At 66.9% G+C, this 25729-nt stretch carries 23 protein-coding genes; 7 read left to right on the top strand and 16 right to left on the bottom strand.

Features of this window, described 5'->3' with window-relative positions:
- Nucleotides 1–48: 48 nt before the first annotated feature.
- Nucleotides 49–840, top strand: coding sequence for an AraC family transcriptional regulator (locus WS51_RS04560; protein WP_059980579.1), 792 nt, complete (start codon nucleotides 49–51; stop codon nucleotides 838–840).
- Between the two features lie 83 nt (nucleotides 841–923).
- On the opposite strand, the gene hpaI is transcribed toward WS51_RS04560, so the two are convergent.
- The 7 genes from hpaI to WS51_RS04525 form a co-directional block, all read right to left on the bottom strand.
- Nucleotides 924–1727: a 4-hydroxy-2-oxoheptanedioate aldolase gene (hpaI, locus tag WS51_RS04555; protein ID WP_059847481.1), complete on the bottom strand. Its 804-nt coding sequence runs from the start codon at nucleotides 1725–1727 to the stop codon at nucleotides 924–926.
- Nucleotides 1728–1739: 12 nt separating this feature from the next.
- A complete protein-coding gene (hpaH, locus tag WS51_RS04550) occupies nucleotides 1740–2543 on the bottom strand; it encodes a 2-oxo-hept-4-ene-1,7-dioate hydratase (RefSeq protein ID WP_059793663.1) in 804 nt (267 codons plus the stop codon).
- Nucleotides 2544–2562: 19 nt separating this feature from the next.
- Entirely contained in the window at nucleotides 2563–2955 is a 393-nt protein-coding gene (locus tag WS51_RS04545) for a 5-carboxymethyl-2-hydroxymuconate Delta-isomerase (protein ID WP_059507318.1), read from the bottom strand.
- Nucleotides 2956–2984: 29 nt separating this feature from the next.
- Entirely contained in the window at nucleotides 2985–3833 is an 849-nt protein-coding gene (gene hpaD / locus WS51_RS04540) for a 3,4-dihydroxyphenylacetate 2,3-dioxygenase (RefSeq protein WP_059507317.1), read from the bottom strand.
- Nucleotides 3834–3897: 64 nt separating this feature from the next.
- Complete coding sequence (hpaE, locus tag WS51_RS04535; protein ID WP_069228668.1) at nucleotides 3898–5361, bottom strand: 5-carboxymethyl-2-hydroxymuconate semialdehyde dehydrogenase; 1464 nt, start codon at nucleotides 5359–5361, stop codon at nucleotides 3898–3900.
- Nucleotides 5362–5383: 22 nt separating this feature from the next.
- Entirely contained in the window at nucleotides 5384–6148 is a 765-nt protein-coding gene (locus WS51_RS04530; RefSeq protein WP_069228667.1) for a fumarylacetoacetate hydrolase family protein, read from the bottom strand.
- Complete coding sequence (locus WS51_RS04525; RefSeq protein ID WP_069228666.1) at nucleotides 6145–6834, bottom strand: fumarylacetoacetate hydrolase family protein; 690 nt, start codon at nucleotides 6832–6834, stop codon at nucleotides 6145–6147. The genes WS51_RS04530 and WS51_RS04525 overlap by 4 nt, the downstream gene beginning before the upstream one ends.
- A gap of 159 nt (nucleotides 6835–6993) precedes the next feature.
- Between WS51_RS04525 and hpaR the strand changes: the two genes are divergently transcribed.
- A complete protein-coding gene (gene hpaR, locus WS51_RS04520) occupies nucleotides 6994–7434 on the top strand; it encodes a homoprotocatechuate degradation operon regulator HpaR (RefSeq protein ID WP_059450170.1) in 441 nt (146 codons plus the stop codon).
- Nucleotides 7435–7512: 78 nt separating this feature from the next.
- Here the strand turns inward: hpaR and WS51_RS04515 are convergent, their stop codons facing one another.
- Nucleotides 7513–8724, bottom strand: a complete 1212-nt coding sequence (locus WS51_RS04515) for an SDR family oxidoreductase (RefSeq protein WP_069229119.1) — start codon at nucleotides 8722–8724, stop codon at nucleotides 7513–7515.
- A gap of 647 nt (nucleotides 8725–9371) precedes the next feature.
- Between WS51_RS04515 and WS51_RS04510 the strand changes: the two genes are divergently transcribed.
- Nucleotides 9372–9719 (top strand): DUF3564 family protein, encoded by a 348-nt coding sequence (locus WS51_RS04510; RefSeq protein WP_059450168.1) that lies wholly within the window; start codon nucleotides 9372–9374, stop codon nucleotides 9717–9719.
- Between the two features lie 372 nt (nucleotides 9720–10091).
- Nucleotides 10092–11984, top strand: a complete 1893-nt coding sequence (locus WS51_RS04505) for a peptidoglycan D,D-transpeptidase FtsI family protein (RefSeq protein ID WP_059507313.1) — start codon at nucleotides 10092–10094, stop codon at nucleotides 11982–11984.
- A 132-nt stretch (nucleotides 11985–12116) separates the two neighbouring features.
- On the opposite strand, the gene WS51_RS04500 is transcribed toward WS51_RS04505, so the two are convergent.
- From WS51_RS04500 to WS51_RS04480, 5 genes are all read right to left on the bottom strand, one after another.
- Nucleotides 12117–13838 carry a cation:proton antiporter domain-containing protein gene (locus WS51_RS04500; RefSeq protein ID WP_059507312.1) on the bottom strand — a complete coding sequence of 574 codons (1722 nt, stop codon included), beginning with the start codon at nucleotides 13836–13838 and terminating at the stop codon, nucleotides 12117–12119.
- Between the two features lie 215 nt (nucleotides 13839–14053).
- Nucleotides 14054–15475 carry a c-type cytochrome gene (locus WS51_RS04495; protein ID WP_069228665.1) on the bottom strand — a complete coding sequence of 474 codons (1422 nt, stop codon included), beginning with the start codon at nucleotides 15473–15475 and terminating at the stop codon, nucleotides 14054–14056.
- Nucleotides 15472–17250, bottom strand: coding sequence for a GMC family oxidoreductase (locus WS51_RS04490; protein WP_059507310.1), 1779 nt, complete (start codon nucleotides 17248–17250; stop codon nucleotides 15472–15474). Before WS51_RS04490 ends, WS51_RS04495 begins: the two co-directional genes overlap by 4 nt.
- Nucleotides 17250–17987, bottom strand: coding sequence for a gluconate 2-dehydrogenase subunit 3 family protein (locus tag WS51_RS04485; RefSeq protein ID WP_069228664.1), 738 nt, complete (start codon nucleotides 17985–17987; stop codon nucleotides 17250–17252). The genes WS51_RS04490 and WS51_RS04485 overlap by 1 nt, the downstream gene beginning before the upstream one ends.
- Nucleotides 17988–18592: 605 nt before the next feature.
- Nucleotides 18593–19009, bottom strand: a complete 417-nt coding sequence (locus WS51_RS04480; protein ID WP_059507308.1) for a DUF3995 domain-containing protein — start codon at nucleotides 19007–19009, stop codon at nucleotides 18593–18595.
- Between the two features lie 304 nt (nucleotides 19010–19313).
- Here WS51_RS04480 and ald point away from each other — a divergent pair, with 304 nt between their 5' ends.
- Complete coding sequence (ald, locus tag WS51_RS04475) at nucleotides 19314–20429, top strand: alanine dehydrogenase (protein WP_069228663.1); 1116 nt, start codon at nucleotides 19314–19316, stop codon at nucleotides 20427–20429.
- Nucleotides 20430–20804: 375 nt separating this feature from the next.
- Here the strand turns inward: ald and WS51_RS04470 are convergent, their stop codons facing one another.
- The gene (locus WS51_RS04470) at nucleotides 20805–21197 is read right to left on the bottom strand and encodes a TraR/DksA family transcriptional regulator (protein ID WP_059450508.1); all 393 of its coding nucleotides are present in this window, start codon (nucleotides 21195–21197) and stop codon (nucleotides 20805–20807) included.
- 338 nt (nucleotides 21198–21535) lie between these two features.
- Between WS51_RS04470 and WS51_RS32445 the strand changes: the two genes are divergently transcribed.
- Complete coding sequence (locus WS51_RS32445; RefSeq protein WP_167357961.1) at nucleotides 21536–21709, top strand: hypothetical protein; 174 nt, start codon at nucleotides 21536–21538, stop codon at nucleotides 21707–21709.
- An 82-nt stretch (nucleotides 21710–21791) separates the two neighbouring features.
- Here the strand turns inward: WS51_RS32445 and WS51_RS04460 are convergent, their stop codons facing one another.
- Both WS51_RS04460 and WS51_RS04455 read right to left on the bottom strand, forming a co-directional pair.
- A complete protein-coding gene (locus WS51_RS04460; RefSeq protein ID WP_069229118.1) occupies nucleotides 21792–23204 on the bottom strand; it encodes an undecaprenyl-phosphate glucose phosphotransferase in 1413 nt (470 codons plus the stop codon).
- 11 nt (nucleotides 23205–23215) lie between these two features.
- A complete protein-coding gene (locus WS51_RS04455; RefSeq protein WP_059507305.1) occupies nucleotides 23216–23998 on the bottom strand; it encodes a Crp/Fnr family transcriptional regulator in 783 nt (260 codons plus the stop codon).
- A 917-nt stretch (nucleotides 23999–24915) separates the two neighbouring features.
- Here WS51_RS04455 and WS51_RS04450 point away from each other — a divergent pair.
- Nucleotides 24916–25698 carry a Crp/Fnr family transcriptional regulator gene (locus tag WS51_RS04450; RefSeq protein ID WP_174905404.1) on the top strand — a complete coding sequence of 261 codons (783 nt, stop codon included), beginning with the start codon at nucleotides 24916–24918 and terminating at the stop codon, nucleotides 25696–25698.
- The last annotated feature ends 31 nt before the right edge of the window (nucleotides 25699–25729 follow it).

Raw genomic sequence — 25729 nt, 5'->3', positions numbered from 1 at the left:
TTTCGGCCAATCTCCGGTATAACGGCCAATCGATACCGATATCCGGCCATGTCCGATCCGCTCCTGCCCGCCCGATTCGTCACGTCCGACGACGGCCCGTTCATCGTCGCCGCCGTCCTGTCCCAACGCGATCCACGCGTGACGCCATCGCACGCGCATGCGCGCGGCCAGCTCGTGGGCGCGTCGAGCGGCTTGGTGACGATCGGCCTCGACGACCAGGACTGGGTCGTGCCGGCGATCCATGCGATCTGGATTCCGCCGCATTACCGGCATTCGCTGCGCTCGTTCGGGCCGATTTCCGGCTGGTCGGCGTTCGTCGCCGAAGCGCGCTGCGCGGCGCTGCCGCCGACGCCCCGCGCGATTCGCGCATCGCCGCTGCTGCGCGAAGCCGTGCTACGCGCGGCAAGCTGGGGCGATACCGCGTTGACGGCCGCGCAAACGCGAATCGCCGACGTGATTCTCGATGAAATCGCGGCATCGGAAGCCGAAGCGCTAGGGCTGGTGCGGCCGCGGGATCCGCGGCTCGTGAAGATCACGGATGCGCTCGCCGCGGATCTGGCGGACAACCGGCGGCTGGAGGAATGGGCCGAATGGGCCGGTATCGGCGCACGAACGATGAGCCGCCGCTTCGTTGCGGAAACCGGGCTGACGTTCGCGCAGTGGCGTCAGCAGGCCCGGCTGCTGCGGGCGCTCGAGAAAATCGCCGACGGCGTGCCGGTGACGACGATCGCGCTCGATCTCGGATACGACAACGTCAGCGCGTTCATCGACATGTTCCGGCGTGCGCTGGGGACGACGCCGGGAAGATACATGCAGGCGGGACCGCTCGCGGCGGAATAGACGCGGCCATCCTCGCGCACGGCCGCGCATGACGGCAAGCGAGCGCTCGCCGGGCCGACGTCCGCTGCGCGCCGCCGCCTGGCTCAATACGTCCCTGCGCCCTCTTGCGCCGCGTCGTTCTTCCCGTTGAACCGCGCCGCCAGCCGCTCCGCACTTCTCGCCAGCAGCGTCGTATCGACGCCCACCGCGACAAACAGCGCACCGGCTTCGAGATACCGCCGCGCCGCGGCCTCGTCCGCGCTGAGAATGCCCGGTGCCTTCCCGGCCGCCTTGATCGCCCGGATCGCGCCGTCGATCGCCGCCTGCACGTCCGGATGCGCGGGATTGCCGAGATGTCCGAGGTCGGCCGCGAGATCGGCCGGCCCGATGAATACGCCGTCGACGCCGTCGATTCGCGCAATCGCGTCGATCGCATCGAGCCCGGCGCGCGTCTCGACCTGCACGAGCACCGCCATCTCGTCGTTCGCGCGATGCAGGTAGTCGCCAACCCGGTTCCACCGCGACGCACGCGCCAATGCACTGCCGACCCCGCGAATGCCGTGCGGCGGATAACGCGTCGCGGCCACCGCCGCGCGCGCCTCGTCGGCGCTCTGCACCATCGGCACGAGCAGGGTCTGCGCGCCAAGATCGAGCACCTGCTTGATGATCACGGGATCGTTCCACGGCACGCGCACGACCGGATGCGACGGATACGGCGCGATCGCCTGCAACTGCGCGAGTATGGTCGGCACCGTGTTCGGCGCATGTTCGCCGTCGATCAGCAGCCAGTCGAAACCGGCGCCCGCGACCACTTCGGCGCTGTACGGACTCGCCAGGCCGAGCCACAGCCCGACCTGCGCGTCGCCGCGCGCGAGCGCGGCCTTGAAGACATTCGACGGAATCCGCATCGTTCGCTCACCTCATTCGAAATGACACTGGATCGTGCCGAGCGGGCCGTAGTCGACGCTGAACGTGTCGCCCGGACGCGCCGCGCACGGCCGCGTAAACGATCCGCCGAGCACGATCTGCCCCGGTTCCAGCGCGACGTCGAAGCGCGACAGCCGATTGGCGAGCCATGCGACGCCATTGGCCGGATGGTTCAGCACACCCGCCGCGACACCCGTTTCCTCGACCACGCCGTTGCGCGACATGATCGCCGCGACCCAGCGCAGGTCGACGTCCCGCGGCCGCACCGGCCGGCCGCCAATCACGACGCCGGCGTTCGCCGCGTTGTCGGCGATCGTGTCGAACACCTTGCGCGGCCGCTTCGTATCGGGATCGATCGACTGGCTGCGCGCGTCGATGATCTCGAGCGCGGGCACAACGTAATCCACGGCGTCGTACACGTCGAAGATCGTGCAATCCGGGCCCGTGAGCCGCTTGCCGAGCACGAACGCGAGTTCGACTTCCACGCGCGGCACGATGAAGCGCGCGGTCGGAATCGTGCCGCCGTCGTCGAAGAACATGTCGTCGAGCAGCGCGCCGTAATCGGGCTCGTCGATCTGCGACGTGTTCTGCATCGCCTTCGACGTGAGGCCGATCTTGTGCCCCTTGAGCGTGCGGCCTTCCGCGAGCTTGAGGGTCACCCACGCGCGCTGGATGGCGTACGCGTCGTCGATCGTGATGTCGGGATGGTCGAGCGAGATCTGGCGGATCTGCTTGCGTTCGCGCTCCGCGTCGTGCAGACGCCGCGCGAGCTGGTCGATGATGGCAGGTTCGAGCATGATCGGAGAGGAATGAGGTTCAGCCGGCCCGCTTGTAGCGGGCGTGAATGTTGTTGTGCTTGTACGAGCCGCTTTCACTGAACTCGGTCAGCTCCATCGACAACGCAAGGTAACGCTTCGCATACAGCTCCGCGAAATGCGTCTTGATCGCGTCGAACAGCGCGTCGCACGCGGCCTTCTTCGTCTCGTCGCTGCGGCCCGCGCCGATCTTCAGCGTCACGTGGACGAACGCGTCGTCTTCGCTGCCGTCGGCGACGCAGTAATCCTGCAGCTCGATCGCGCGCGAGCGGATGCCGCCCGTCGGAAACACGCCGCCCTGCGCGATGAGCGTCGCGTTGATCGTGTGCAGCAGCGCGGGGATGCGCGCGTCGTCGCGGATATTCGCGGTGTACTCGACGACGATGTGTGGCATGGCAATACTCCGGACAGGTGATGCGGCGCTCAGGCGAGCGGGAAGATCGCGTTGATCTGCCCGGTGCCCGAGCTCGCGAAATAGTCGGTGACGATCTCGACGGGTTTGTCGTATCGATCCCAGCCGAGCAGGCCGAGCAGCATCGCGGTGTCGTGCATGCCGCCTTCGCCGTGGCAATGCGTGTTGTACTCGGGCAGCATCGCGCAGAAGGTCCTGAAATCGCCCTGCTTCCACAGCTCGACTACACGCAGGTCGACCTGGCGAAAGAATTCGCGGCTGATCTCGTGGATCGACTCCTCAGGGCTGCCGTTGTCGTTGAAGCGGTGCGACAGCGAACCGCTCGCGAGGAACGCGACGTTCGAGTCGCTCTTGCCGATCGCCTCGAGCAGCGCCTCGCCGAAGCGCCTGCTTTCGTCGAGCGTGTGCCACATGCACCAGCCCGCGATCGACACGACCTTGAAGTGCTGGTCGCCGTTCATGTAGCGCATCGGCACGAGCGTGCCGTATTCGAGTTCGAGGCTGTCGATTTCGTGCGCGCGCGTCGCGATACCGCGCGCGCTGGCCGTCTCGGCAATCAGGCGCCCGAGCGCCGGGTTGCCCGGATACGCGTACTGCATGTCGCGGATGAAATGCGGCAGCTCGTTGCTGGTGTACGTGCCCGCGAACCGCGCGTTGCAGTTCACGTGATAGCCGGCGTTCACGAGCCAGTGCACGTCCGACACGACGATCGTGTCGACGCCGAGCGCGCGGCAGCGCTCGCCGATCAACCGATGGCCGCGGATCGCCGCTTCGCGGCAGCCATGATGCCGGCCGGGCAACTCCGACAGGTACATCGACGGCACGTGCGTGATCTTCGCGGCGAGGGACAGTTTGCCCATCGTTAAGTCTCCGTATCGTTCTGGCGTTCCGGCCGCGTTCCCGCGGCGCAACGACCCGCGCCCGTTACACGCCCCAGCGGGGAATATGATGCGAACCCATCAAGATGCACACGTTCTTGATTTCCGCGAACACCTCGAAGCTGTACTCGCCGCCCTCGCGCCCGGTGCCCGATTCCTTCACACCGCCGAACGGCTGGCGCAGGTCGCGCACGTTCTGGCTGTTGACGAACACCATCCCGGCCTCGATGCCGCGCGCGAGGCGATGCACCTTGCCGACGTCCTGCGTCCAGATGTACGACGCGAGCCCGTACGACGTGTCGTTCGCAAGCCGCAGCCCTTCTTCCTCGTTCTCGAACGGAATCAGGCACGCGACCGGCCCGAAGATTTCCTCTTGCGCGATGCGCATCCGGTTGTCGACGTCCGCGAACACGGTCGGGCGCACGAAGTTGCCGTTGCGCAGATGATCGGCGAGACCGGCCGGCTTGTCCGCGCCGCCTGCCACCACATGCGCGCCTTCCTGCTCGCCGATCCGGATATAGCCGGTCACCTTCTCCCAGTGCTGGCGCGTGATCATCGCGCCGAGCTGCGTCGCCGGATCGGACGGGTCGCCGACCACCAGGTTGTTCGCGCGGCGCGCGAATTCCTGCACGAAGCGATCGTAGATCGTGCGCTGCACGAAGATCCGCGAGCCCGCCGTGCACCGCTCGCCGTTGATCGAGAAGATCGTGAACAGCGACGCGTCGAGCGCGCGGTCGAAATCCGCATCGTCGAAAACCAGCACCGGCGACTTGCCGCCAAGCTCCATCGAATATTTCTTCAGGCCGGCGCGCTCCATGATGCGCTTGCCCGTGACCGTGCCGCCCGTAAACGACACCGCGCGCACGTCCGGATGGCGCACCAGCGCGTCGCCGGCGGTCGCGCCGTAGCCTTGCACGACGTTCAGCACGCCCGGCGGAATGCCGGCCTCGAGCGCGAGCCGGCCGAGCTGGTCGGCCGTCAGCGGCGACAGCTCCGACATCTTCAGCACGGCCGTGTTGCCGAGCGCGAGGCACGGTGCCGTCTTCCACGTCGCGGTCATGAACGGCACGTTCCACGGCGACACCAGCGCGCACACGCCCACCGGCTGGTACAGCGTGTAGTTCAGCATCTGGTCGTCGACCGGATACGTGCGGCCGTTCATCTGCACGCACACTTCCGCGAAGAAGTTGAAGTTCTCGGACGCGCGCGGAATCAGCTGCTTGCTCGTCTGCGCGATCGGCAGGCCTGTGTCCTGCGTCTCGAGCGCGGCGAGCATCGGCACGTTCTTCTCGATCAGCTCGCCGAGCTTGCGCATCAGCTTCGCGCGCTCCCTGGCGGGCGTGTTCGCCCATTTCGGGAACGCTTCCTTCGCCGCGCGCACGGCCGCGTCGACCTCGGCCTCGCCACCCGACGCGACGTCGGTGATCACGTCGCCCGTCGCGGGATTCAGTGTCGTGAAGGTCTCGCGGCTTGCCACTTCGCGGCCGTCGATCCAGTGCTTGATGGTCATGTGCTCTCCTTGGGCGACGGGCTCAGCCGGCGCGATAGTAGTCTGCTTCGCCGACGATGGTGTTCACGAGCCGGCCGATCCCTTCGATCTCGGTCACGACCTCGTCGCCCGGCTTCGTGTCGGCCAGCCCTTCCGGCGTGCCGGTCAGGATCACGTCGCCGGGCGAGAGGGTCATGAAACCGCTGATGTGCTCGATCAGCGCGGGGACGTCGAAGATCATGTCGCGCGTGCTGCCGCGCTGCGTCTCGCGGCCGTTCACCGTCGTGCGCAGCGTGAGGTCGCCGGCATCGTCGACCTCGTCCCGGCTGACGAACCACGGGCCGAGCGGCGTGCAGGTGTCGCGGTTCTTCACGCGCAGGTTCGGCCGGTAGTAGTTTTCGAGGTAATCGCGGATCGCGTAGTCGTTCGCGACCGTGTAGCCGGCGACGTAGTCGATTGCCTGCGCGCGGCTCACGTTGCGCGCCGGGCTGCCGATCACGACGGCCAGCTCGCACTCGTAATGCATGTGTGTCGCGTCCGCCGGGCGCACGGTGCGCGACCGATGGCCGATGAACGTATTCGGTCCCTTCAGGAAGATCAGCGGCTCGCTCGGCGCGTTGAACGCGAGTTCCTTCGCGTGGTCCGCGTAATTGAGGCCGAGCGCGAACGTGGTGCGCGGCGCGACGGGCGGCAGCCACGTCACCGCCTCCTCGGCAAGCATGCGCCCCGTGTCGAGGCGGATCGCACCGTCGCCGGCCGGTTCGGCCGCATGCAGTGCGCCGTTGTAGATCACGCGCGCCGTCTTCATCGTGCGTCCTCCGCGATCAGCGTATGCCGCAACGTGCCGATGCCGGCAGCGGTAATCTCGACCCTGCTTCCCGCGCGGGCGCGCGGGGCGCCACCGGCGACGCCGAGCAGCAGCACGTCGCCCGCGTCGAACGACATGAACGCCGTCACGTCGGCGATCAACTCGCGCACCGGGCGGATCAGCGTGGCGGTCGATGCGGACACCGCGGTGCTGCCGTCGATCCACACCGTCAGGGCGATCGCGTCGATGTCGCCGAGCGCGGCGGCCGGCACGATTGTCGGGCCCAGCGGGCAGAAACCGTCGCGACATTTGAAGCGCACGGCCGGACGGTAGTAATCGGGATGCGGGACCGATACGTCGCTTGCGAGCGTGAAGCCGTGCACGTAGTCGAGCGCATGCGCGGCTGGCACGCGCGTCGCGCGCCGCGAGAACACGACGGCCACCGATGCGCCGATCTCCAGCGCGTCAACGCCCGCCGGCACCACGACGGCCGCGCCGTCGGCCGCGTGCGTGTTGGCCGGTTTGATGTAAAGGATCGGGGCCTGCGGCGGACGGCCGTAAGGCGGCGCGTGCACAGCGTCGCCGAGCGCGGCAAGTGCAGCGCGCTCGTTGAGCAGCGCACCGTAGACGGTACCGATCGCGACCGGCAGCGGCGGCGCCGCGGCGGTCCTGCAAGACAGCTCCATGCGTCATTCCCCTGCCGCGCGTCGCGGCGCATCATCGATACTTAACATCTTAAGTAAACAATCGAATGCCCGCAACCTCGATTACCCTGATACGCGAAATTCATCACCGTCGGCTGTTAAGATTGATGCGTCCCCGTCCTTTGCACCGCTACCACCCCGATGAACCGTACGCTCGACCATCGCAACCTGGCCATGCTGCTGCTCGAGGCCCGCGAAACGCTGATGGGCCTGTTCCGCCCCATTCTCAAGGAATTCGCGCTGACCGAACAGCAATGGCGGATCATCCGCGTGCTCGACGGCGAGCCGACGTATGCGCTCGAGGCGGGACAGATCGCACGCCGCTGCTGCATCCTGAGCCCGAGCCTCACGGGCGTGCTGGAGCGGATGGAACGCGACGGGCTGATCACGCGCACGCGCGCGCAGGAAGATCAGCGCCGGCTGCTGGTAAGCCTGACGCCGCAAAGCAGGAAGCTGGTGACCGAAATCGGCCCGCGTATCGACGAGCAGTATCGTCAGCTCGAAGCACGTTTCGGCCCGGACGGCCTGGACGACATCTACCGGGCGCTCGACCGGCTGATCGAACTCGGCAGCACATCGTAGGGTCTGCCGTCCCCGAACCGCCGCGCGCAGCGGCGAACCGCGCGCCGGGCGCCGGCAGGCCCCGAATCGCGCGGGCCGTCAGTGCAGCGCGCCACGCATCAGTTCCGTCACCGCGACACCGCGCGACGTGCGCATGCATTCCTCGACGTAATCGATGAACGGCAGCGGCTCGAAATCGATTTCGTCGCGCACGCGGCGATTGTCGAACACGCGATCGACCATCGCGAACTCCGCGCAACGCTGCAACGCCCGGCCGATCACGCGTTCGAGCGCCGGATCCGAGCGCCCGAGCACGTCGCGCACCACGAGCGGCAGGTCGGCCGGCGCGCAGGCCGCGTAGCGCGGCGCACCCGTCATGCCGGCCGCCTCGTCCATCGCGCGCACGATCTGCGCGACCTGCGGCGCGTCCTCGCCGGCCGACACGTGGTACACGTCGTGCATCAGCGTCGGCTTCACGGCGAGCAGCATCGTCGCGCGCGCGACGTCGTCGACCGACACGATGTCGATGCGCGTCATCGGCCGCGCGGTGAAGCGCCGCGCGGCATGGGCGACGCGGAACGTCCAGAACGAATTCGGTGCGGGCCGCGTGCCGAGCACCGTGTGACCGACGACATGCGACGGACGCACGACGACGAGCGGCAGCCCGAGCGCGCGCAGACGCTGCTCCGTTTCCGCCTTCGCCTGCAGGTAGCCCGCCGCGAGCACCGCGCCGTGCAACCCGCCATTGCCCTGCGCCGCATCGCTCCCCGACGCGCCCGCCGTCTCCTCGTACACGACCCCGCCGCGCCCCGCATGCGCGTAGGCGGTGCCGACGTACACGAAACGCTGCAGCTGCGGCGCGTGCGCGAACCGCTTGGCAAAGCGCAGCGAATCGGCGATGTCGGCCTGCAGATGCGCGCCGTCGGCCGGCGACGCATGGCCCGCGCAATGGATCACGTGCGTCGCCCCGGCGAGACGCGACGCATCGGTGCGTTGCCACACGTCGCCGAGCGCGCCGACGGCGACGTTCGCGTCGCCGAGACGCGATGCCCAATACGGCGTGAGCCCGGCCCGTAGTGCCGCTTCACGCAATCGCGCGACCGCGTGGCCGCGATTCTCCGCACGCACGACGCACACGATGCGCTCGAGCAGCCCTGCGTTGACGAGCGCCGTCAGTACGGTGCTGCCGATGAAGCCGGTGGCGCCGGTGAGCACCAGCCGTCCGACGTTGGCCGCCGCGACCGGTGCGCTGGCGGGCGACACGAGGCTCGTGCGCCAGTTGAGCGACAACGCGGTTTTCCAGATCAGCACGATAGTCTCCTTCGAAGAATCGGCCGGACGGCGCGGCCGCCCCGGATCGCGGGGCGGCGCGCGGCTGTCGGCCGAACCGGGGCCGACGCGCGCCCCGGCAATCCCGATCGGGCCGCGGCCCGCGATCGCGTCGATCGCATCTCTGGCACGAGAGGGCGGCGGCCTGCCACGGACGGGCGTCCACGGCGCAGGATCGGGAAAATCCAAGTGTGGGGCCCGATCGCGCACAAGTCTGTCCTGAAAGTTTCGTGAAAGTGTGACGATTTGTACGCGAATGTCGGAGTGTGTCGCGGCGACCAGGCGGTCAGATCGTTGAAACGGCGGATCCGCAGCATCGGAGGCTTCCATTGCAGGACGGCCGGTGCGCGCCGAGCCTTCGCTTCGGCGCGACACTTCGACGCGGGCCTCTCGGGGTCATCTCATGTCCGGAACACGCCGGAGTCTCGTCGCGGCGCGCGGCTCATGCTGCGCGGGGGCTTGCGCGATACGTCACGATCGCGGCGGATCGTCAGACGTCGTTTCATCGGGAAACGCCTATAGGCGCAATTCAGATTTATTGCGGATTATCACTTGCGTTTCACCGCAGTCTATCTAGACTGGTCAAACCAAAACGGTCGAACGTGTGATTTTCTTCAGGAGACGATCCAATGCGCCTCACTATTCGGATTAACGGCAGCGAGTCCACAACCCGTCACTCCTTCGCGGTGCTATGGGTCGACACCGACGAGGGGCTGTGGTCGCGCGAGGCACACCAGGGGATCGATCTTCCGAGCTGGGGCAAGGTGCGCGACGTGGAAGGCGCGATGGCCCTCTGCGCGGCCGACAGCGGGAATGCCGTGTGCCAGTTGAAGGGCCTGTCGTTCAGTGCGACGCAGCGCGAACAAGGCCCGGCGGTCTTGGCCGGCGAGCACCCGGACGGCGCGTGGCGCCTGCAGGCAATCGATCGCTCCACCGTCGAACCGGAATATCATGAATTTATTTCCGTCGCACGATAACGGCAGGTATTTTTGACGGGCAATCATCTGCAGTTTCCGGATTAATTCCTGTTTCCGCGATATTCATTTCGATATTCATCAATAAGGGCGCCTCTCGTCGAGGCGCTTTTTATTTTCTTGTCGCGGGATTAATCGGGGACGGGTTAATCGACGCGCGGCAGCAGGTAACGGCGCGCTTACTCCTCTCGCCCCGGTCTTCGGCAGCACCGAAGGACCCACCGTCATTTCGCCGCGCCCTCGCCTTTACCCCTGCGACATACGAAACTTTTACGGGGCCGAAACACACTTTCCCCACATGATGTTTACTCATTTATTACAATTGCATTATTCAGACTGACTCGCCGCCGCCCGGCGGCCCGACCCGGCCCTTGCATGAGCGTGAAAAAGAAGACCCACCCCGCCGATCCGTACGCCGCCGCGACCAAGCATCCGATGCTCGCGTCGCGCCTGCCGATGTGGCGTTCGAAGCTGGTCGTGATCATGGTGTCCCTCGGATTCGCCGCGCTGATCGGACGCGCGTTCTGGGTGCAGGTCGCGAACCAGGATTTCTATGTCGGGCAAGGCCAGAAGCGCTATCAGCGCACGATCGAGCTCGACGCGATGCGCGGGCGTATCGTCGACCGCAACGGCGCGATCCTCGCGGTCAGCCTGTCGACCTATGAAATCTGGGCGAACCCGAAACAGGTCGCCGAAGTCGACTATCCGCAGATCGCGAAGCTGCTCGACATGCCGCTCGCGGAAGTGAAGCGCCGCCTGCGCAACGATCGGACGTTCGTGCTGCTCAAGCGCCAGATCGACGCCGACACCGCGAGCCGGCTCGACAAGCTCGATATCGACGGCATCACGCAGATCGCCGACTCGAAACGCTTCTACCCGGAGGGCGAATCGGCCGCGCACGTGGTCGGCTTCACCAACGTCGAGGACAAGGGCCAGGAAGGTGTCGAGCTCGCGGCGAACGGGCGGCTCTCGGGCACCTCCGGGCAGCGCGAGGTCATCCGCGACCGACTGGGCCGCATCGTGTCCGACACGCGTCCGCTCGTGCCCGCGCAGCACGGCGCGACGATCGAACTGACGATCGACCGGCGGATCCAGCAACTCGCATTCAGCCAGCTCAAGGCTGCGGTGCTCGAGAACAACGCGGTGGCCGGCAGCGTGGTCGTGCTCGACGCGCAAAACGGCGAAATCCTCGCGCTCGCGAACTACCCGACCTTCGATCCGAACGATCGCGCGCGGCTGACGGGCCAGCAGTTGCGCAACCGCGCGGTGGTCGACACGTTCGAACCGGGTTCGACCATCAAGCCGCTCGTGGTCGCGCTGTCGATCGACGAACGCAAGGTCACGCCGAACACGATCATCAACACGTCTCCCGGCACCTACAAGATCGGCCCGGCCGTGATCCACGACACATCGAACCACGGATCGCTGACCGTCTCCCAGGCGCTGCAGAAGTCGAGCAACGTCGCGCTCGCGAAACTCGCGCTGAACCTGCCCGCCGAAACGATCTGGAACAAGTATCAGGAATACGGGATCGGCCGCGCGCCGGAGCTGACGTTCCCGGGCGTCGCGTCGGGCCGCCTGCGCGGCTACAAGCGCTGGCGGCCGATCGAGCAGGCGACGATGGCGTACGGCTACGGGCTGTCGATGTCGCTGCTGCAGATCGCGCAGACCTACACCGCGTATGCCGGCGACGGCACGCTGCACCCGGTGTCGCTGCTGAAAAATGGCTCCGATCCGCAAACGATCGACGCCCATCGCGGCCATCGCGTGACCTCGCCGCAAACGGCCGCCGCGATCCGCGCGATGCTCGAGTCGGCCGTGGGCGAAGGCGGCACGGGGCGCCGCGCGCGCGTCGACGGTTACCGGATCGGCGGCAAGACGGGCACGGCGCGCAAGCAGGTCGGCGCGACCTATGCGAAGGGCAAGTACCGCGCGCTGTTCGCGGGGATGGCGCCGATGAGCAACCCGCGCCTGATCGTCGCGGTGATGATCGACGAGCCGCGCGGCAAGGGTTATTACGGCGGCACGGTGGCCGGCCCGGTATTCTCGTCGGTCACGAGCGGCTCGCTGCAGTTGCTCGGCGTGCCGCCCGACGCACCGGTCGAGGCGACGCCGAATGCGCCGGTGAAAGCGGCGCCGCAGAAGACGGTGGCGACGCCGCCAGCCGCGGCGCAACCGAAGACGGCGGCCGCGCAAAAGACATCGCCCCCCGTAAAAACGGCCGCGCAACCCGGCGCGGCCGTACCGGCGAAGGCGGCGGCAGGCTGAAGCCTGCCCGCGTGCACTCGACGCCTCGCGCGGCGAACGAGTCGCTCGTTCGCCGCGTCGAATTCCCCCAGGCCCGTTTCCCGCCGCCGTCGCAATCCCGGTTGTCCGCGCGAACGCGGCCGCGCGACCGTGTCAGTGCGCGTGCGCGGCCGCGACCGGCTTCACCATCCTGCCGAGCACGTGCTCGGTCATCCCGCGCGCGAGTTCGCTCTCGCCCATGAACACGGTGCCGACGCCCTCGCTCGACAGCAATGCGGCCTCGTCGCTGCTGTTCGTGCACAGCACGACCTCGAGCATCGGGTTCAGCGTGCGCGAGATCTCGACGATCTGCCGCACATCGAATACGTCCGGCAGCGTGACGACCAGCATGCCGGCGCGCGCGATATGCGCCTGCACGAGCACGATCGGCTCGATCGCGTCGCCCGACACGGCGGCGATGCCGTCCGCGCGCAGCTTCTCGACGAGTTCGCGGTTCTGTTCGACGACGACATACGCGATCCCGCGCTCGTCCAGCGCATGCGCGATCCGCGTGCCGACCTTGCCGTAGCCGACGATCACGACCTGCCCGGTCAGGTGCGTCTGCGGCGTCGACATCGGCAGGGCGGCGAGCGGATCGTCGCGTGCCTCGAGCTTGCGCGCGAACGCCGAATGCTTGCGAATCCATGCGAGCGCCGGATCGATCATCGCGAACAGCAGCGTGTTCATCGCGATCGAGATCAGCGCGACCGCGAGAATCAGGCTCTGCCCTTCGGCCGACAGCAACCCGAGCGCACGGCCGAGCCCCGCGAGAATGAACGAGAACTCGCCGATCTGCGCGAGGCCCGCGCCGACCGTCAGCGCGGTGTTCAGCGGATAGCGGAACGCGATCACGAGCGCGACCGCCGCGAGGGTCTTGCCGATCAGCACGATCGCCGCGACTTCGATCACGTGCAGCGGCTCGGCGAGCAGCACTTTCGGGTCGAACAGCATCCCGACCGAAATGAAGAAGAGCACCGAGAACGCGTCGCGCAGCGGCAGCGTCTCGTCGGCCGCGCGCCGGCTGAACTCCGACTCGCGCATCATCATCCCGGCGAAGAACGCGCCGAGCGCGAACGACACGTCGAACAGCTTCGCCGCGCCGAACGCGATGCCGACCGCCGCGGCGATCATGCACAACGTGAACAACTCGCGCGAGCCGGTGCGCGCGACGAGCCACAGGATGCGCGGGAACACGCGCTTGCCGACCACGAGCATCAGCGCGATGAACGCGGCGACCTTCAGCATCGTGACGCCGAGCGTGCCCCACACGCTGCCGCCTGCCGCATGCGCATCGCCGGGAGGCGTGCCGCCGAGCAGCCCCGCGACGGGCGGCAGCAGCACGAGCACGAGCACCATCACGAGATCCTCGACGACGAGCCAGCCGACCGCGATGCGCCCGTTCACCGTCTCGACGAGACCGCGCCCCTCGAGCGCCCGCAACAGCACGACCGTGCTCGCGACCGACAGCGCGAGGCCGAACACGAGCGCCGCGCCGAGACTCCAGCCCCAGGTGAGCGCAAGCCCGCCGCCGAGCAGCGTCGCGACGGTAATCTGGACGATGGCGCCCGGCAGCGCGATCTTGCGCACCGCGAGCAGATCGCCGAGCGAGAAATGCAGGCCGACGCCGAACATCAGCAGCATCACGCCGACTTCGGCGAGCTGCTGCGCGAGCGACAGGTCGCCGACGAAACCGGGCGTACCAGGGCCGATCACGATCCCGGCGAGCAGATAGCCGACGAGCGGCGGCATTTTCAGCAGCGACGCGAGGTAACCGAAAATCATCGCGAGACCGAAACCGGCCGCGAGCAACGCAATCAGGCTGACGTCATGAGGCATCCTCCCTCCCGAGTTCTTGTAACTATTTAGTAAGGTTCAAGAATGAAAGGATAAGGGATGAGATGGAAAAATGGCGGGCCACCGCGAAAAATTCACGCGGTGGCCCGCCATCGCGGGGTAGTACCCCGGCGCAGTGGGAGCGCGCCCCGGAAGCCGGGCGACGGCGCGACGCAGGCCGATCGAACGGCTCCGCGCTCCGTCGCGGGTCGCGTGCGTCAGCGGGATGCCTGCGGGAACCGCGCGCCGGGCGGCGGTTCCGGCCGCGTCGACGGCGTGCTCTTGCGCACCTTCGCGACCTGCGCGGCCGTGATCGCCGCGCCCGTATTGCCCCAGCTCGTGCGCACGAAATTCGACACGTCCGCGACTTCCTGGTCCGACAGGCGCCAGCCGAACGGCGGCATCGTGAAGGTCGACGGCGCGGTGTGCGTGCCCTGCAGTGCGCTGCCTTCCAGCACGACGTGGATCAGCGACGTCGGATCCTCTCCCTGCACGACCGGGTTGCCGGCGAGCGCCGGGAACACACGCGTGTAACCATGGCCGTCGCTGCGATGGCACGCCATGCAGTTGTCACGATAGACGGCGGCGCCCGGCTTGCTCGCATCGCCCGCCTGCAGCGCCTTCGCCGCGGCCGCATCGTACACGTGCGGCTGCTCGCCCTGCACGCGCGGCGGCAGCGTCTTCAGGTAGCGTGCGATCGCGCTCAGGTCGTCGTCGGTCATGTGCTGCATGCTGTGGCCGACCACGTCCGTCATCCCGCCGAACGCGGCCGTGCGCAGCGTGCGGCCGGTCTTCAGGAACTGCACGATCTCGGATTCGCTCCACGTGCCGAGCCCGGTGCGCGGCTCGCCGCGCAGGCTCGTCGGCACCCAGCCGTCGATCGCCGCGCCGCCGGCCAGGAAATCGAGCCCGCCCGCATCGGTCAGCGCACGCTCCTGCATCGTCGCCGCGCGCGGCGTGTGGCACGCGCCGCAATGGCCGAGACCCTGCACGAGATACGCGCCGCGTGCGACCACCGGATCGGTGTACGACGCCGCGTCGAACGGCTTCGGCGCCGGCGCGAACATCTTGCGCCAGAACGTCAGCGGCCAGCGCATCGACAGCGGCCACACGATGTCGACGTTGCGGTTCTCGCGTTCGACCGGCGCGACACCGTGCATGAAGTACGCGTACAGCGCCTTCACGTCGTCGTCGCTCAGGCGCGCGTACGACGGGTACGGCATTGCCGGATACATCGTGTCGCCGTTCTTGCGGACACCCTCGCGCACCGCGCGGGTGAAGTCGTCGAGCGTCCAGCCGCCGAGGCCCGTCTTCGCGTCCGGCGTGATGTTGGTCGAATAGATCGCGCCGATCGGCGTGTCGAACTTCAGCCCGCCCGCGAACGGCTTGCCGCCGCTCGCGGTGTGGCACGCGATGCAGTCGCCTGCGCGGGCAAGATATTCGCCGCGCTTCACGAGATTGGCGTCGGCCGGTGCGGCCGGTGCCGCCGTCGTGCCCGAAGCCGCGGCAGGCGCCGCCGGCTGCGCGAAGGCCGCGCCGCCCGCGAGACCGAACGTCGCCCATGCCGCGCCGGTCGCCAGTGCGCGCCGCAGCGGGGAAATTCGGCGCGCGGCGTGGTGGTGGTTCACTGTCCTCATCATGCGGTCACCAGGGGAGCGGGGTTTTTCAGGTATTGCTCGCGGATCGCACGCGCGGACCAGTAGGCCAGCGCCGCGACGATCCCGGTCGGGTTGTAGCCGATGCCCTGCGGCAGCGCCGACGCGCCCATCACGAACACGTTGTGCACGTCCCAGCATTGCAGGTAGCGATTGAGCACGCTCGTCTTCGGATCGGTGCCCATGATCGCGCCGCCGACCAGGTGCGTCGTCTGGTACGCGCGCGAATCGAAGTGCTTGCCGAACTCGCGCGTCGACACGCCGATCGCCTTCGGGCCCATCGCCTCCGCGATCTTCTTCATCTGGCCGGTCACGTACTGCGCCATCCTGATGTCGTTGTCCTTCCAGTCGAAGGTCATGCGCAACAGCGGCTGGCCGTACGAATCGCGATAGGTCGGATCGAGGTCGAGGTAGACATCGCGGTACGACATGTTCGTGCCGTGCGCGTCCATCGAGATCGTATGCGCGTAGTTGTCCTTCACGGCCTTCTTCCACGCCGATCCCCACTGCGGCGTGCCCGGCGGCGTCGCGATGCCGCTGATCGGCTTCACGCCGGCCTGGTTCACCCACAGCGGCGAACCGCCGACGAAGCCGAGCGGGCCATGGTCGAAGTTGTCCGCGTTGAAGTCGTCCACCGCGACGCCGTTGCCGCCCGCGCCGATGAACGGGTTCGTGAAGGTGTCCTTGTCGAAGAACGCCTTGATCGTCGACAGGTTCTGGTATGCGAAATTGCGGCCCACGACACCTTCGCCGGAGATCGGGTCGTACGGCTTGCCGATGCCCGAGAGCAGCAGCAGGTGCACGTTGTGATACTGGAACGCCGCGACGATCACGAGATCGGCCGGCTGGTGCACTTCGCGGCCGGCCGGGTCGACGTAGGTGACGCCCGTCGCGCGCTTCTTCGTGTCGTCGAGGTCCACGCGCAGCACGTGGCACTTCGAGCGCAACTCGAAGTTCGGCACCTGCTTGAGCGCGGGCAGGATGTTCAGGTTCGGCGACGCCTTCGAGTACATGTAGCACGCGTAGCCGCTGCAGTAGCCGCAGAAGTTGCACGGCCCCATCTGCACGCCGTACGGGTTGGTGTAAGGCCCCGACGTGTTCGCCGACGGCAGCCGGTACGGATGCAGCCCGAGCGACTTTGCCGCATCGAAGAAGCGTTGCGCCGAATACGTGTTGAGCTGCGCGGGCAACGGGAAGTTGTCGCTGCGATTCGCCTCGAACACGTTGCCGTCGCCGACCACCTTGCCGCCGACCTTGTATGCCTGCCCCGACGTGCCGAACACCTTCTCGGCGAAGTCGAAATACGGCTCGAGTTCGTCGTATGTGACGCCCGTATCCTGGATCGTCATCCCTTCGGGGATGAACTTCTTGCCGTAGCGCTCTTCATAGTGGCTGCGCAGGCGCAGCTCTTCCGGCGTGATCCGGAAATGCACGCCCGACCAGTGCAGCCCCGCGCCACCGACGCCCTCGCCCGGCAGGAACGCCGCGAGCTGCCGGTACGGCAGCGCGGTGTCCTGCACGCCGTGACGGATCGACACGGTCGTCTTCGACAGGTCGAGGAACAGCTTCTTGCGCACGTTGTAGGTCAGCTCGTCGATCGTGTTCGGATACGCGCCGTCCGGGTACGTGTCGCGATACTCGCCGCGCTCCAGCGCGACGACGTTCAGGCCCGCTTCGGTGAGTTCCTTCGCGAGAATCGCGCCGGTCCAGCCGAAACCGACGATCACCGCATCGACGTGCGGCTTCTTTTCCGCTGCCATCAGCTGCGCTCCCCGTTGATCGAGACCGGGCCGTACGGATACGGCTTGCCGTTCTGGTTGACGAAATCCATGAAGTCCGCGCGCGCGCCCGGAAAGCCGATCATCTTCCACGCGGCCATGTCGCGATTGCCGCCATGCACCGGATCGCAGAAGTAGCCTTCGCGCGTGTTCTGCAGCAACTGCCCGAAGAACACGGCGGACGGCACGTCGTCGATCTGCGCACCGCCTTTTTCCAGCGCGCCGAGCACAGTGTCGCGAGTGGGCGCGTCGAGATCGGCGAACGCCTTGCCGTGCGCCTTTTCGCAATAGCGGTTGACCGCCGCGATGCCGAGCCGGTAGATGTCGCGCGGCACGAGCTTGAGCTGGTAGCCGAGCTCGGGCACGCCCTGCTGGAACGGCCCCTGCATGTACCACGTCGCGCCGTGTGCGTACGGCGTTTCCATCTGGCGGTCGATGAATTCGGGCACGCCGGATTCGAGCGCGCCCGGGCCTTCGGCGTCGGCCGGGATCAGCCGGTCGACGGCGGCCTGGATGAACGCCCACTCCTTCGAGTCGAAGAAGGTCGGCTTGTACGGCGCACGTTCGGCGCCGGCTGACGCGGTGGAAGCATTGCCGGCCGTGGTCGAGGACGACGACGGGCGCAGGTCGCAACCGGCGACCGACGCGATCGGCACGAGCGCGACCGACGTGCGCAGGAAGCGGCGACGCGAATTGGGTTTGTCGGGTGGCGTGGACATGGTCGGATGGTGATCGTTGGGGAGCGTGGTCCGGGGACGCGCATGGCGCATGCGACATGCCCGGCCCGGCAGCCATGCCGCGTGCGGCTGGCCGTCCTGTTCTTGCGGTGTTGCGCACAACTCGATGCGGGCGCGCACCGCGCATTGCGTGGCGGCACCGTCATGCAGCCGCGCGGCGCGCCCGTTCCGGCGCGCCGCGGGTCGACCTCTTCACGGGTCTGTCATCGGACTAATACCGGCTTGTCGCCCGCATGTGTCCCTGTCGCCATGGCCCTATTCAACTTAGACGCCGCGCTGGCCAACAGCAAGCGCATCGTGCACGACCCTCATTCCGGCCTTGGCGACAAACGCCGCGAATTATAAATGGAACCGGTTCCATTTCCAAAGGCTTCAATGCAATTCATTACATCGAAAATCGCAATAATAGGGAAACCGTTTTCCGGAATACGCAAGAGCCGGGGCGCGATCTTCACCGCTCGCCACGGTGGTGGGACATGGATACGGGCGTGGCACGATCCGCGCCGGTCGGCGCACTCCATCGCGACACCGCGATGTATGTCAGCGCCGCGCTCGCCGCACACTCGCCGCGGCGCCAGACGCGACGCTCACCGCGACCACAGCATCGACGCGATCGACAGCGAGAGCGCCACGCACAGCGGCGAGTAACACAGGCTGTCCATCCGCGCGAAACGCGACCCGCGAACGCGCTTGAAGAAGCCGACGTAGCGAAAATCGCCCACTGCCCGCACGGCGAAGATCAATGCGAGCGCAACGATCGCGAACGCGATCGCGCCGGGATACAGGTTCGGCCACAGCCAACCGGCGCGCGACGCCACCACGCATGCGCCGGCCAGCAACGCCATCGCGACGGCGAGCGTACCCGGCATGGTCGGCTTCAGCAGCGGCACCCCATCGTGTTCCGGAATGGCCGCGCGCTTGCCGAGGCGCCCACCGAACGCCCAGTACACGTGAACGATTGCGATCGCACAAAGCGTCGGTACGCTGAAATACGCGCCGGTCATCTCGGTAAGGTTCCTTGTCTCATCGTGTCGGCGTATCGTGATCCAGCCGGAAGCGTTCCGGCACGCGGTGCCGTTGCGCGCAACACGAGACGATACCCAAACCGCGTGCCGCATGCAGTGCGACGTCCGGTCGCAATAAGCCATGCGCCGTGTTGCGGCGCAGTGCGCGCGGCCGCCCTCAACGGCCGCCGCTTGACTTCCCTCCGGGCACCACTACCCTTTTATTCCAATACGGCACGCATTGCGCGGCGGTCGCGATGCGCGCGGGCACGACGACAATGACGAATACACATGGAGGTGACTCATGCTGATCGGTGTGCCGAAGGAGATCAAGAACCACGAATACCGCGTCGGCCTCACGCCAGCCGGCGCACGCGAACTCACGCGACATGGCCACGGCGTGCTCGTGCAGCGCGGCGCGGGCACCGCGATCGGCCTGCTCGACGACGACTACACGGCCGCCGGCGCCGCGCTGTGCGATGACGCGCGCGACATCTTCGCGCGCGCCGACATGATCATCAAGGTCAAGGAGCCGCAGCCGGCAGAGTGCGCAATGCTGCGGCGCGGCCAGATTCTTTATACGTATCTGCATCTCGCGCCCGATCCCGAGCAGGCGGCCGCGCTCGTGAAGTCCGGCGCGGTCTGCATCGCATACGAGACCGTGACGGGCCCGGGCGGCGGGCTGCCGCTGCTCGCGCCGATGAGCGAGGTCGCGGGACGCATGTCGATCCAGGTCGCGGCGACACACCTCGAAAGCCCGCGCGGCGGCCGCGGCGTGCTGATGGCAGGCGTGCCCGGCGTGCCGGCCGCGCACGTCGTCGTGCTCGGTGCGGGCGTGGTGGGCACCGGTGCGCTGCAAATGGCCGTCGGCCTCGGCGCACGCGTTACCGTGCTCGACACGAACGTCAGCCGGCTGCGCCAGCTCGACCTGATCTTCGCGAACCGGATCGCGACCGTCTGCTCGAACGCGCACACGATCGATGAAGCCGTGCGCGACGCCGATGTCGTGATCGGTGCGGTGCTCGTGCCGGGCGCGTCCGCGCCGCGCCTCGTCACGAGCGACATGATCGCGACGATGCGCAAGGGTGCCGTCGTCGTCGACGTCGCGATCGATCAGGGCGGCTGCTTCGAGACGTCGCATGCAACGACGCATGCGCAGCCGACCTTCGTCGTCGACGGCGTCGTGCACTACTGCGTCGCGAACATGCCGGGCGCGGTCGCGCGCACGTCGACGTTCGCGTTGAACAACGCGACGCTCGGCCATGCGCTCGCGCTCGCCGACAAGGGCTGGAAACGCGCGATGACCGATGACCCTCATCTGCGCGCGGGCCTCAACGTGTGCGACGGCCGCATCACGTACGAGGCCGTCGCGCAGTCGCTCGGCCTGCCGTACGTCCCGGCGGAAGACGTGCTGGTCTGACGTCGGCGTGCGCCGTCACGCGCCCTTCGGGCGGGCGCGCGTCGACGCGCGGCGCACGCCCGTCGTCGGAATGTCGCGTCCGTGTCCGGCAATCGTGCGCGCCGCGCTGCGAGAGGCGCGCACCCTGAACGGGTGGCGCGCTGGATCTCCGGCACGTCGGCAATGTCGGCGAAGACGGCCGCACACTCGGCATTGTGGATCGCCATGGCCGGCGTGGCACCCTTCCACGTGGATGGTGCCGTGCGCTGACGCGACGGCGTCAGCTCGTCCGGCGGCGCATATCGACGACGGCGGGCGCCCGTTGGTCGTCCTGCACCGGTTGCCCGTGTCATGCCGCGCGGGGCGCCCAGCCTGCGCGATTCCTGCACCGGTACGTCAGAGCGATGCGCGCGGTGTCGTCGCGTAGCGACGCTCGTACACCGACTGGCAATGCGTGCAACGCTCGGCCGTCGGGCGCGCGAGCAGACGCTGGTAGCCGACCGGCGCATCGCAATCGATGCATTCGCCGTAGCTGCCGTCGCGCATGCGCTGCTGCGCGCGCGCGACAGCACGCAACTCGGCCAGCTTCATGCCGATCAGCGCGTGATCCATGTCGACGAACAGATCGGCGTTCGCCTCGTCGCCCTCGTCCGGCGCCGCGCCGGCGAGCTCTGCATAGGACTCCGATGCGCGCTGGTCCTCGCTCGTCCGGATATCCGCGCGCAACGCCTGCTCGCTCTCGGTCAGCCGCCGCTGCAGCGTCCGCCGTTGTTCTTGATCGAGCGCCATCGCCGTCTCTCCTTTTCGGGGTTCCGCGCGAACAGCATGCGGCGCGCGGTTGTCGCGCCGGTGCGCGCCACGCCGGCAAACCCGGCCTGCCGTGCCCGGATACGCGCCCGGCCGCACGAAGCGCAGGACGCATTCGACGCAGCATAAACCCAATGCTCACGCATGTGTTGATCGGGGTCAGCACCGCACCGCACGCGAAAAGCGGGGACGGACGCGATAACCCCGCCCGGCCGTTTCGTCTGACGCAGGTGCCGTTGAGGTCGATCAATCCCCTGAAAAAAGTTGCGACGTAGATTGAAAGCATGCGCGGCGAATCCGCTGCTTTCACGGAGAAGGTCATGTTGTTCGGCGTCGTCATCTGGGTGGCCCTTGCGGCCCTGTTCCCGACAATGGTCGTGCCGACGATCCAGCACGCCATTCAGCCGTCGAGCACGCAAGCCGCGCCCGACACCAGCCCCGCCGCCACGCCCGCTGCGCTCCCGGCGGCCGCTCAGCCGCCGACGGACAGTTGACGCGAGTTTCTCACGTGCGTCATTGCGGGGCGCATCGCATCAATGACGACGACGCCACGACGACACTTCGCAATCCTCTTCATCAGAACGCGTTTCGCCCGACGAAGCCCCGCACGATCGTCATCAGGATGATCTTCATGTCGAACCAGAAACTCCAGTTCTGCATGTAGAACAGATCGAACTTCACACGCGCGGCCATCGCCTCGACCTTGCGGGTCTCGCCGCGATAGCCGTTCACTTGCGCCCATCCCGTGATCCCCGGCCGTACGCGATAGCGATACATGTAGCAGTCGACCAGTTGCCGATAGAAGTCGTCGTGCTCGATTGCATGCGGACGCGGGCCGACCACCGACATCTGGCCGAACAACACGTTGAAGAACTGCGGCAGCTCGTCGAGCGACGTGCGCCGCAGGAATGCGCCGACCGGCGTGACGCGGGCATCGTTGCGCGAGGCCTGCCGCACGACACCGGGCTGTGCGCGATGCACGCGCATCGTCCTGAACTTGAGGATATGAAACTCGCGACCGTCGACACCCTTGCGGCGCTGCCTGAACAAGACGGGCCCCGGCGACGACAGCTTCACCGCGATCGCCAGCACCGCAAGCAGCGGCAGCAGCGGGATCAGCACGGCGACCGCGAACAGCCGGTCGAACGCAAACTTCGCCCATAGCTCGGGTGCGGAACGCGGCGTGGTCGCCAGGTTGATCGCCGGCATGCCGAGCACGTCGGTCGCGGATCGCTCGACGACCGCCATCTGCCGCACGTCCGGCAACAGTCGCAATTCGACGAACTCGTCGCGCAATTCGCGCACGATGCGCTGAATGCGCGACTCGTGCGACATCGGCAACGTGAGCCACACTTCGTCGATCTCGCCGCCGCGGATCATGCGCCGCAGCGCGACCCAGTCGTCGATCACCGGCACGCCGCCGATCGCGTCGGCGGCTGCCGCGGCCGACGCCTCGTCGTCGAACACGCAGGCCGCCGCGAACGGGCCGGCCGGCTCGAGCTGCATGCGCTGGATCGCCACCCGTCCGTAAGCGGTCGCACCGACGATCGCGACTCGCCGCTGCCGCGCGCGCGCGTCGCCGCGCTTCATCGCGAGCACGCACAGTGCCAGCCTGCCGAGCAGCAGTGCCGCATCTCCGGACAGCACCGTCCGCGCGATCCAGCGCGTCGTGACGGTGCCGCCGCGATTCATGATCCACATCGTGCCGCCCACCGTCAGCGTGGCCGCGCACACGACGGCGACCACCGTGCGCGTCAACACGGTTCCGCTGTCATGCGACCACGACGCACCGCGCGACGCGCGCATGCCGTGCGGCAAGAGCGCGACCGTCAGTGCGCACAGCAATGCGATCGCGCCGCGCTGCGCGTCGGACAGATCGCGCCATGCGAGCCCCATCGCAGCCTGCGCGGCGAGCGCGCCCGCCAGCACGAGCGCGGCATCGGCCGCGGCGATCGCGACACGCCACGCCGTATTCGTTCCACCCGCCATCGGATGCATCGTCACGCACCGTGTGCGGGGAATCCGCCGTGCACGTCGTGCATGCGCGGTCGCACCGGCATCGATCGCGTGCCTGCGCGCGTACCGAGCAGCCGGCGATAGTCCGCACGAATCAACTCGTAGCACTCGCACGCCTGGTGCTCGAGGCCGTCGCGATCGAGCACGATGATGCGGCCGCGACGCTGGCGGATCAGCCCGGCTGCCTGCAGGTTGCCGGCGGCTTCCGTCACGCCTTCGCGACGCACACCGAGCATGTTCGCGATCGTCTGCTGCGTGACGGCCAGCTCGTCGCCGTCGATCCGGTCATGCGCGAGCAACAGCCAGCGGCTCAATTGCTCACTGACCGAGTGATGCCGGTTGCACAACGCGCTGCGCGAGATCTGCGCCATCGTCGCCTGGCAGTAGTTCAGCAGCAGCCGATACGTCGCCGGCGAACGTTCGAATTCCGAGCGCATCACGCAGGTCGGCACGCGGTACGCCATCCCGCCGATACGGACTTCGACGCGGCTCGATACCGCGGTGCCGCCGACGAGCGTCGCCAGGCCCACCACACCTTCGCGGCCGACCACGGCCACCTCGACCATCGCGCCGTCCTCCATCAGGTGCTGCACCGACATCATGGCGGTCGTCGGGAAATGCAGGTGGCGCATCGGTTCCCCGACACGGTCCAGCATCCCGGCCTTGACCCTGACCAGTTCGAGGTGTGGTGCGATGGCACGGATGCTGTCCTCCGGCAGGGCGTCGAGGATGGCGTTCGCCGAGTAGCTCGAGTGAAGATGAAGCATGTCTGTATCCCATTTTGTCGTCCGCGCCGCATGCTGCCGCGTGAGCGGAACTCGTTATCGCGAGGCGCGTGCTGACCGCGACGCGGGTTGCGGCCCACAACCCTCCACCCAATCGACCTTCGGCTGCTCGCCGCAGGATCGAATCGGCAGTCCCGTTCAGATGCGCCTCTCGCAATAAGCGATTTACGTGCCAATCCCCGCTACATCCTTAATATATAAATGACTCGCGATTTAGAACCGCCGAATAGCCCGCCGAAAACCGCAAAAAGCGTCTCATTTTCGGACACCCTGCGGCGCACTGGACACAGCCGCCGATTCGACTGATCAATGAGCTGGACGCGCGTGACGGCGCCAGCAGCGGCGCCCGGACCTTATCGTTCAACTACTTACGACCTGTTTTCAATTGTTTCCGTGATGTCTCGCGCGACACCCGGGCGGCGCACGGCACCTCGAATGACCGTTTGAAACTGTCTCAAATATGAATCGGCGCATTAATTCGAGCCTCTGTAATCGAACGCACACAACGCAATCAAGCACTTGATTTTATTGATCAATTTGTAACGCCTATCTCAATTGTCAAAGAATGTTCAATGCATTCTTAATGCTTTACCTGTACGATACAAATCGCTTTCCGATTGATTCCGAATCGACACCGAATTCTCGACTTCACCCCTCGATCCATATCAGTGCAATTAACCCATGAAGACACGATGTTTAAATGCGCATGACGTTTTCATTTACCCGAAATCGTCAAACTTTGTGAAATGACGTAATGCGAAATTTATCGAATCCAACTGCGTGCTAGCCTTTTTCAGTCCACCGGCATTCGAATTTCGATCTTCTCAAATCCGCACGCGCGTGCTAAATCCGCTGGATGACGCCCCGCGACGTGCGATCGCCCCTAACGAGGATGCGCCGTGCCCCATCAGGCCAATGACACCGTCGCCCATGCGAGCGGCATGATCGAGCTCTCCCACAGCTTCGACGCCAACCGGTTCCTCGCGGCCCTCGACCGTGATGAACGCGCCACGCTGATTGCCAACCTTCAGCTCGTTCACCTGAAATCGGGTCAGGTGCTGTGCGAACCCGGCGAAATGCTCACCGCCGTCTACCTGCCCGTGACGACGGCGATTTCTCTGCAATACGTCTCGTCCGGCGGCATGACGCTGGAAGTCGCAGAGATCGGCAGCGAGAGCGTCGTATGCGACGACGTGATCGGCGGCAGCGGCCGGATGCCGTGCCGCGCCGTCGCGTGTCGCGACGGCTTCGTCTACCGGCTGGACCGGCGTGTCTTCGCTGCCGCGTTCGATGCATCGCCGGTGATTCGCCATCTGGTGTTCGTCTGCGTGCGTCTTTTGATGGCGCAGGTGTCGCAGATCACGTTTTGCAGCCGCCACCACGTCCTCAAACATCAGTTATGCAGATGGTTCCTGCTTGCGTATGACCGGTCGCGCAGCATCGAGATCCAGGTCACCCACAGCATGCTCGCGCAGATGCTCGGCGTACGGCGCGAGACGGTTACGGATGCAGCCGGCGAGATTCAGAAACTGGGCCTGATCCGCCAGTACCGGAGCTCCATCGAGCTTGCCGACCTCGCGGGCCTCGAGAAAATGTCGTGTAGCTGCCGCGCGATCGTGCGCGACGAGATGAAGCGCATCCTGTCGGCCGATTCCAGCGTGAGCACCGCGGCGCGCGCGTGATGCACGCGGCGTTTCGGCGCACGCGCACGAT

Origin of the sequence: Burkholderia territorii, from assembly GCF_001718335.1 — a bacterium.
Taxonomy (GTDB): Bacteria; Pseudomonadota; Gammaproteobacteria; order Burkholderiales; family Burkholderiaceae; genus Burkholderia; species Burkholderia territorii.
Note: the sequence above shows the minus strand (reverse complement) of the source record. Positions and strands in the feature narration are given on the sequence as shown.

Coding starts and splice junctions, on each gene's coding strand:
- WS51_RS04560 (WP_059980579.1), top strand. CDS start 49: ATGTCCGATCCGCTCCTGCCCGCCCGATTCGTCACGTCCGACGACGGC.
- hpaI (WP_059847481.1), bottom strand. CDS start 1,727: ATGCGGATTCCGTCGAATGTCTTCAAGGCCGCGCTCGCGCGCGGCGAC.
- hpaH (WP_059793663.1), bottom strand. CDS start 2,543: ATGCTCGAACCTGCCATCATCGACCAGCTCGCGCGGCGTCTGCACGAC.
- WS51_RS04545 (WP_059507318.1), bottom strand. CDS start 2,955: ATGCCACACATCGTCGTCGAGTACACCGCGAATATCCGCGACGACGCG.
- hpaD (WP_059507317.1), bottom strand. CDS start 3,833: ATGGGCAAACTGTCCCTCGCCGCGAAGATCACGCACGTGCCGTCGATG.
- hpaE (WP_069228668.1), bottom strand. CDS start 5,361: ATGACCATCAAGCACTGGATCGACGGCCGCGAAGTGGCAAGCCGCGAG.
- WS51_RS04530 (WP_069228667.1), bottom strand. CDS start 6,148: ATGAAGACGGCGCGCGTGATCTACAACGGCGCACTGCATGCGGCCGAA.
- WS51_RS04525 (WP_069228666.1), bottom strand. CDS start 6,834: ATGGAGCTGTCTTGCAGGACCGCCGCGGCGCCGCCGCTGCCGGTCGCG.
- hpaR (WP_059450170.1), top strand. CDS start 6,994: ATGAACCGTACGCTCGACCATCGCAACCTGGCCATGCTGCTGCTCGAG.
- WS51_RS04510 (WP_059450168.1), top strand. CDS start 9,372: ATGCGCCTCACTATTCGGATTAACGGCAGCGAGTCCACAACCCGTCAC.
- WS51_RS04505 (WP_059507313.1), top strand. CDS start 10,092: ATGAGCGTGAAAAAGAAGACCCACCCCGCCGATCCGTACGCCGCCGCG.
- WS51_RS04500 (WP_059507312.1), bottom strand. CDS start 13,838: ATGCCTCATGACGTCAGCCTGATTGCGTTGCTCGCGGCCGGTTTCGGT.
- WS51_RS04495 (WP_069228665.1), bottom strand. CDS start 15,475: ATGATGAGGACAGTGAACCACCACCACGCCGCGCGCCGAATTTCCCCG.
- WS51_RS04490 (WP_059507310.1), bottom strand. CDS start 17,250: ATGGCAGCGGAAAAGAAGCCGCACGTCGATGCGGTGATCGTCGGTTTC.
- WS51_RS04485 (WP_069228664.1), bottom strand. CDS start 17,987: ATGTCCACGCCACCCGACAAACCCAATTCGCGTCGCCGCTTCCTGCGC.
- WS51_RS04480 (WP_059507308.1), bottom strand. CDS start 19,009: ATGACCGGCGCGTATTTCAGCGTACCGACGCTTTGTGCGATCGCAATC.
- ald (WP_069228663.1), top strand. CDS start 19,314: ATGCTGATCGGTGTGCCGAAGGAGATCAAGAACCACGAATACCGCGTC.
- WS51_RS04470 (WP_059450508.1), bottom strand. CDS start 21,197: ATGGCGCTCGATCAAGAACAACGGCGGACGCTGCAGCGGCGGCTGACC.
- WS51_RS32445 (WP_167357961.1), top strand. CDS start 21,536: ATGTTGTTCGGCGTCGTCATCTGGGTGGCCCTTGCGGCCCTGTTCCCG.
- WS51_RS04460 (WP_069229118.1), bottom strand. CDS start 23,204: ATGGCGGGTGGAACGAATACGGCGTGGCGTGTCGCGATCGCCGCGGCC.
- WS51_RS04455 (WP_059507305.1), bottom strand. CDS start 23,998: ATGCTTCATCTTCACTCGAGCTACTCGGCGAACGCCATCCTCGACGCC.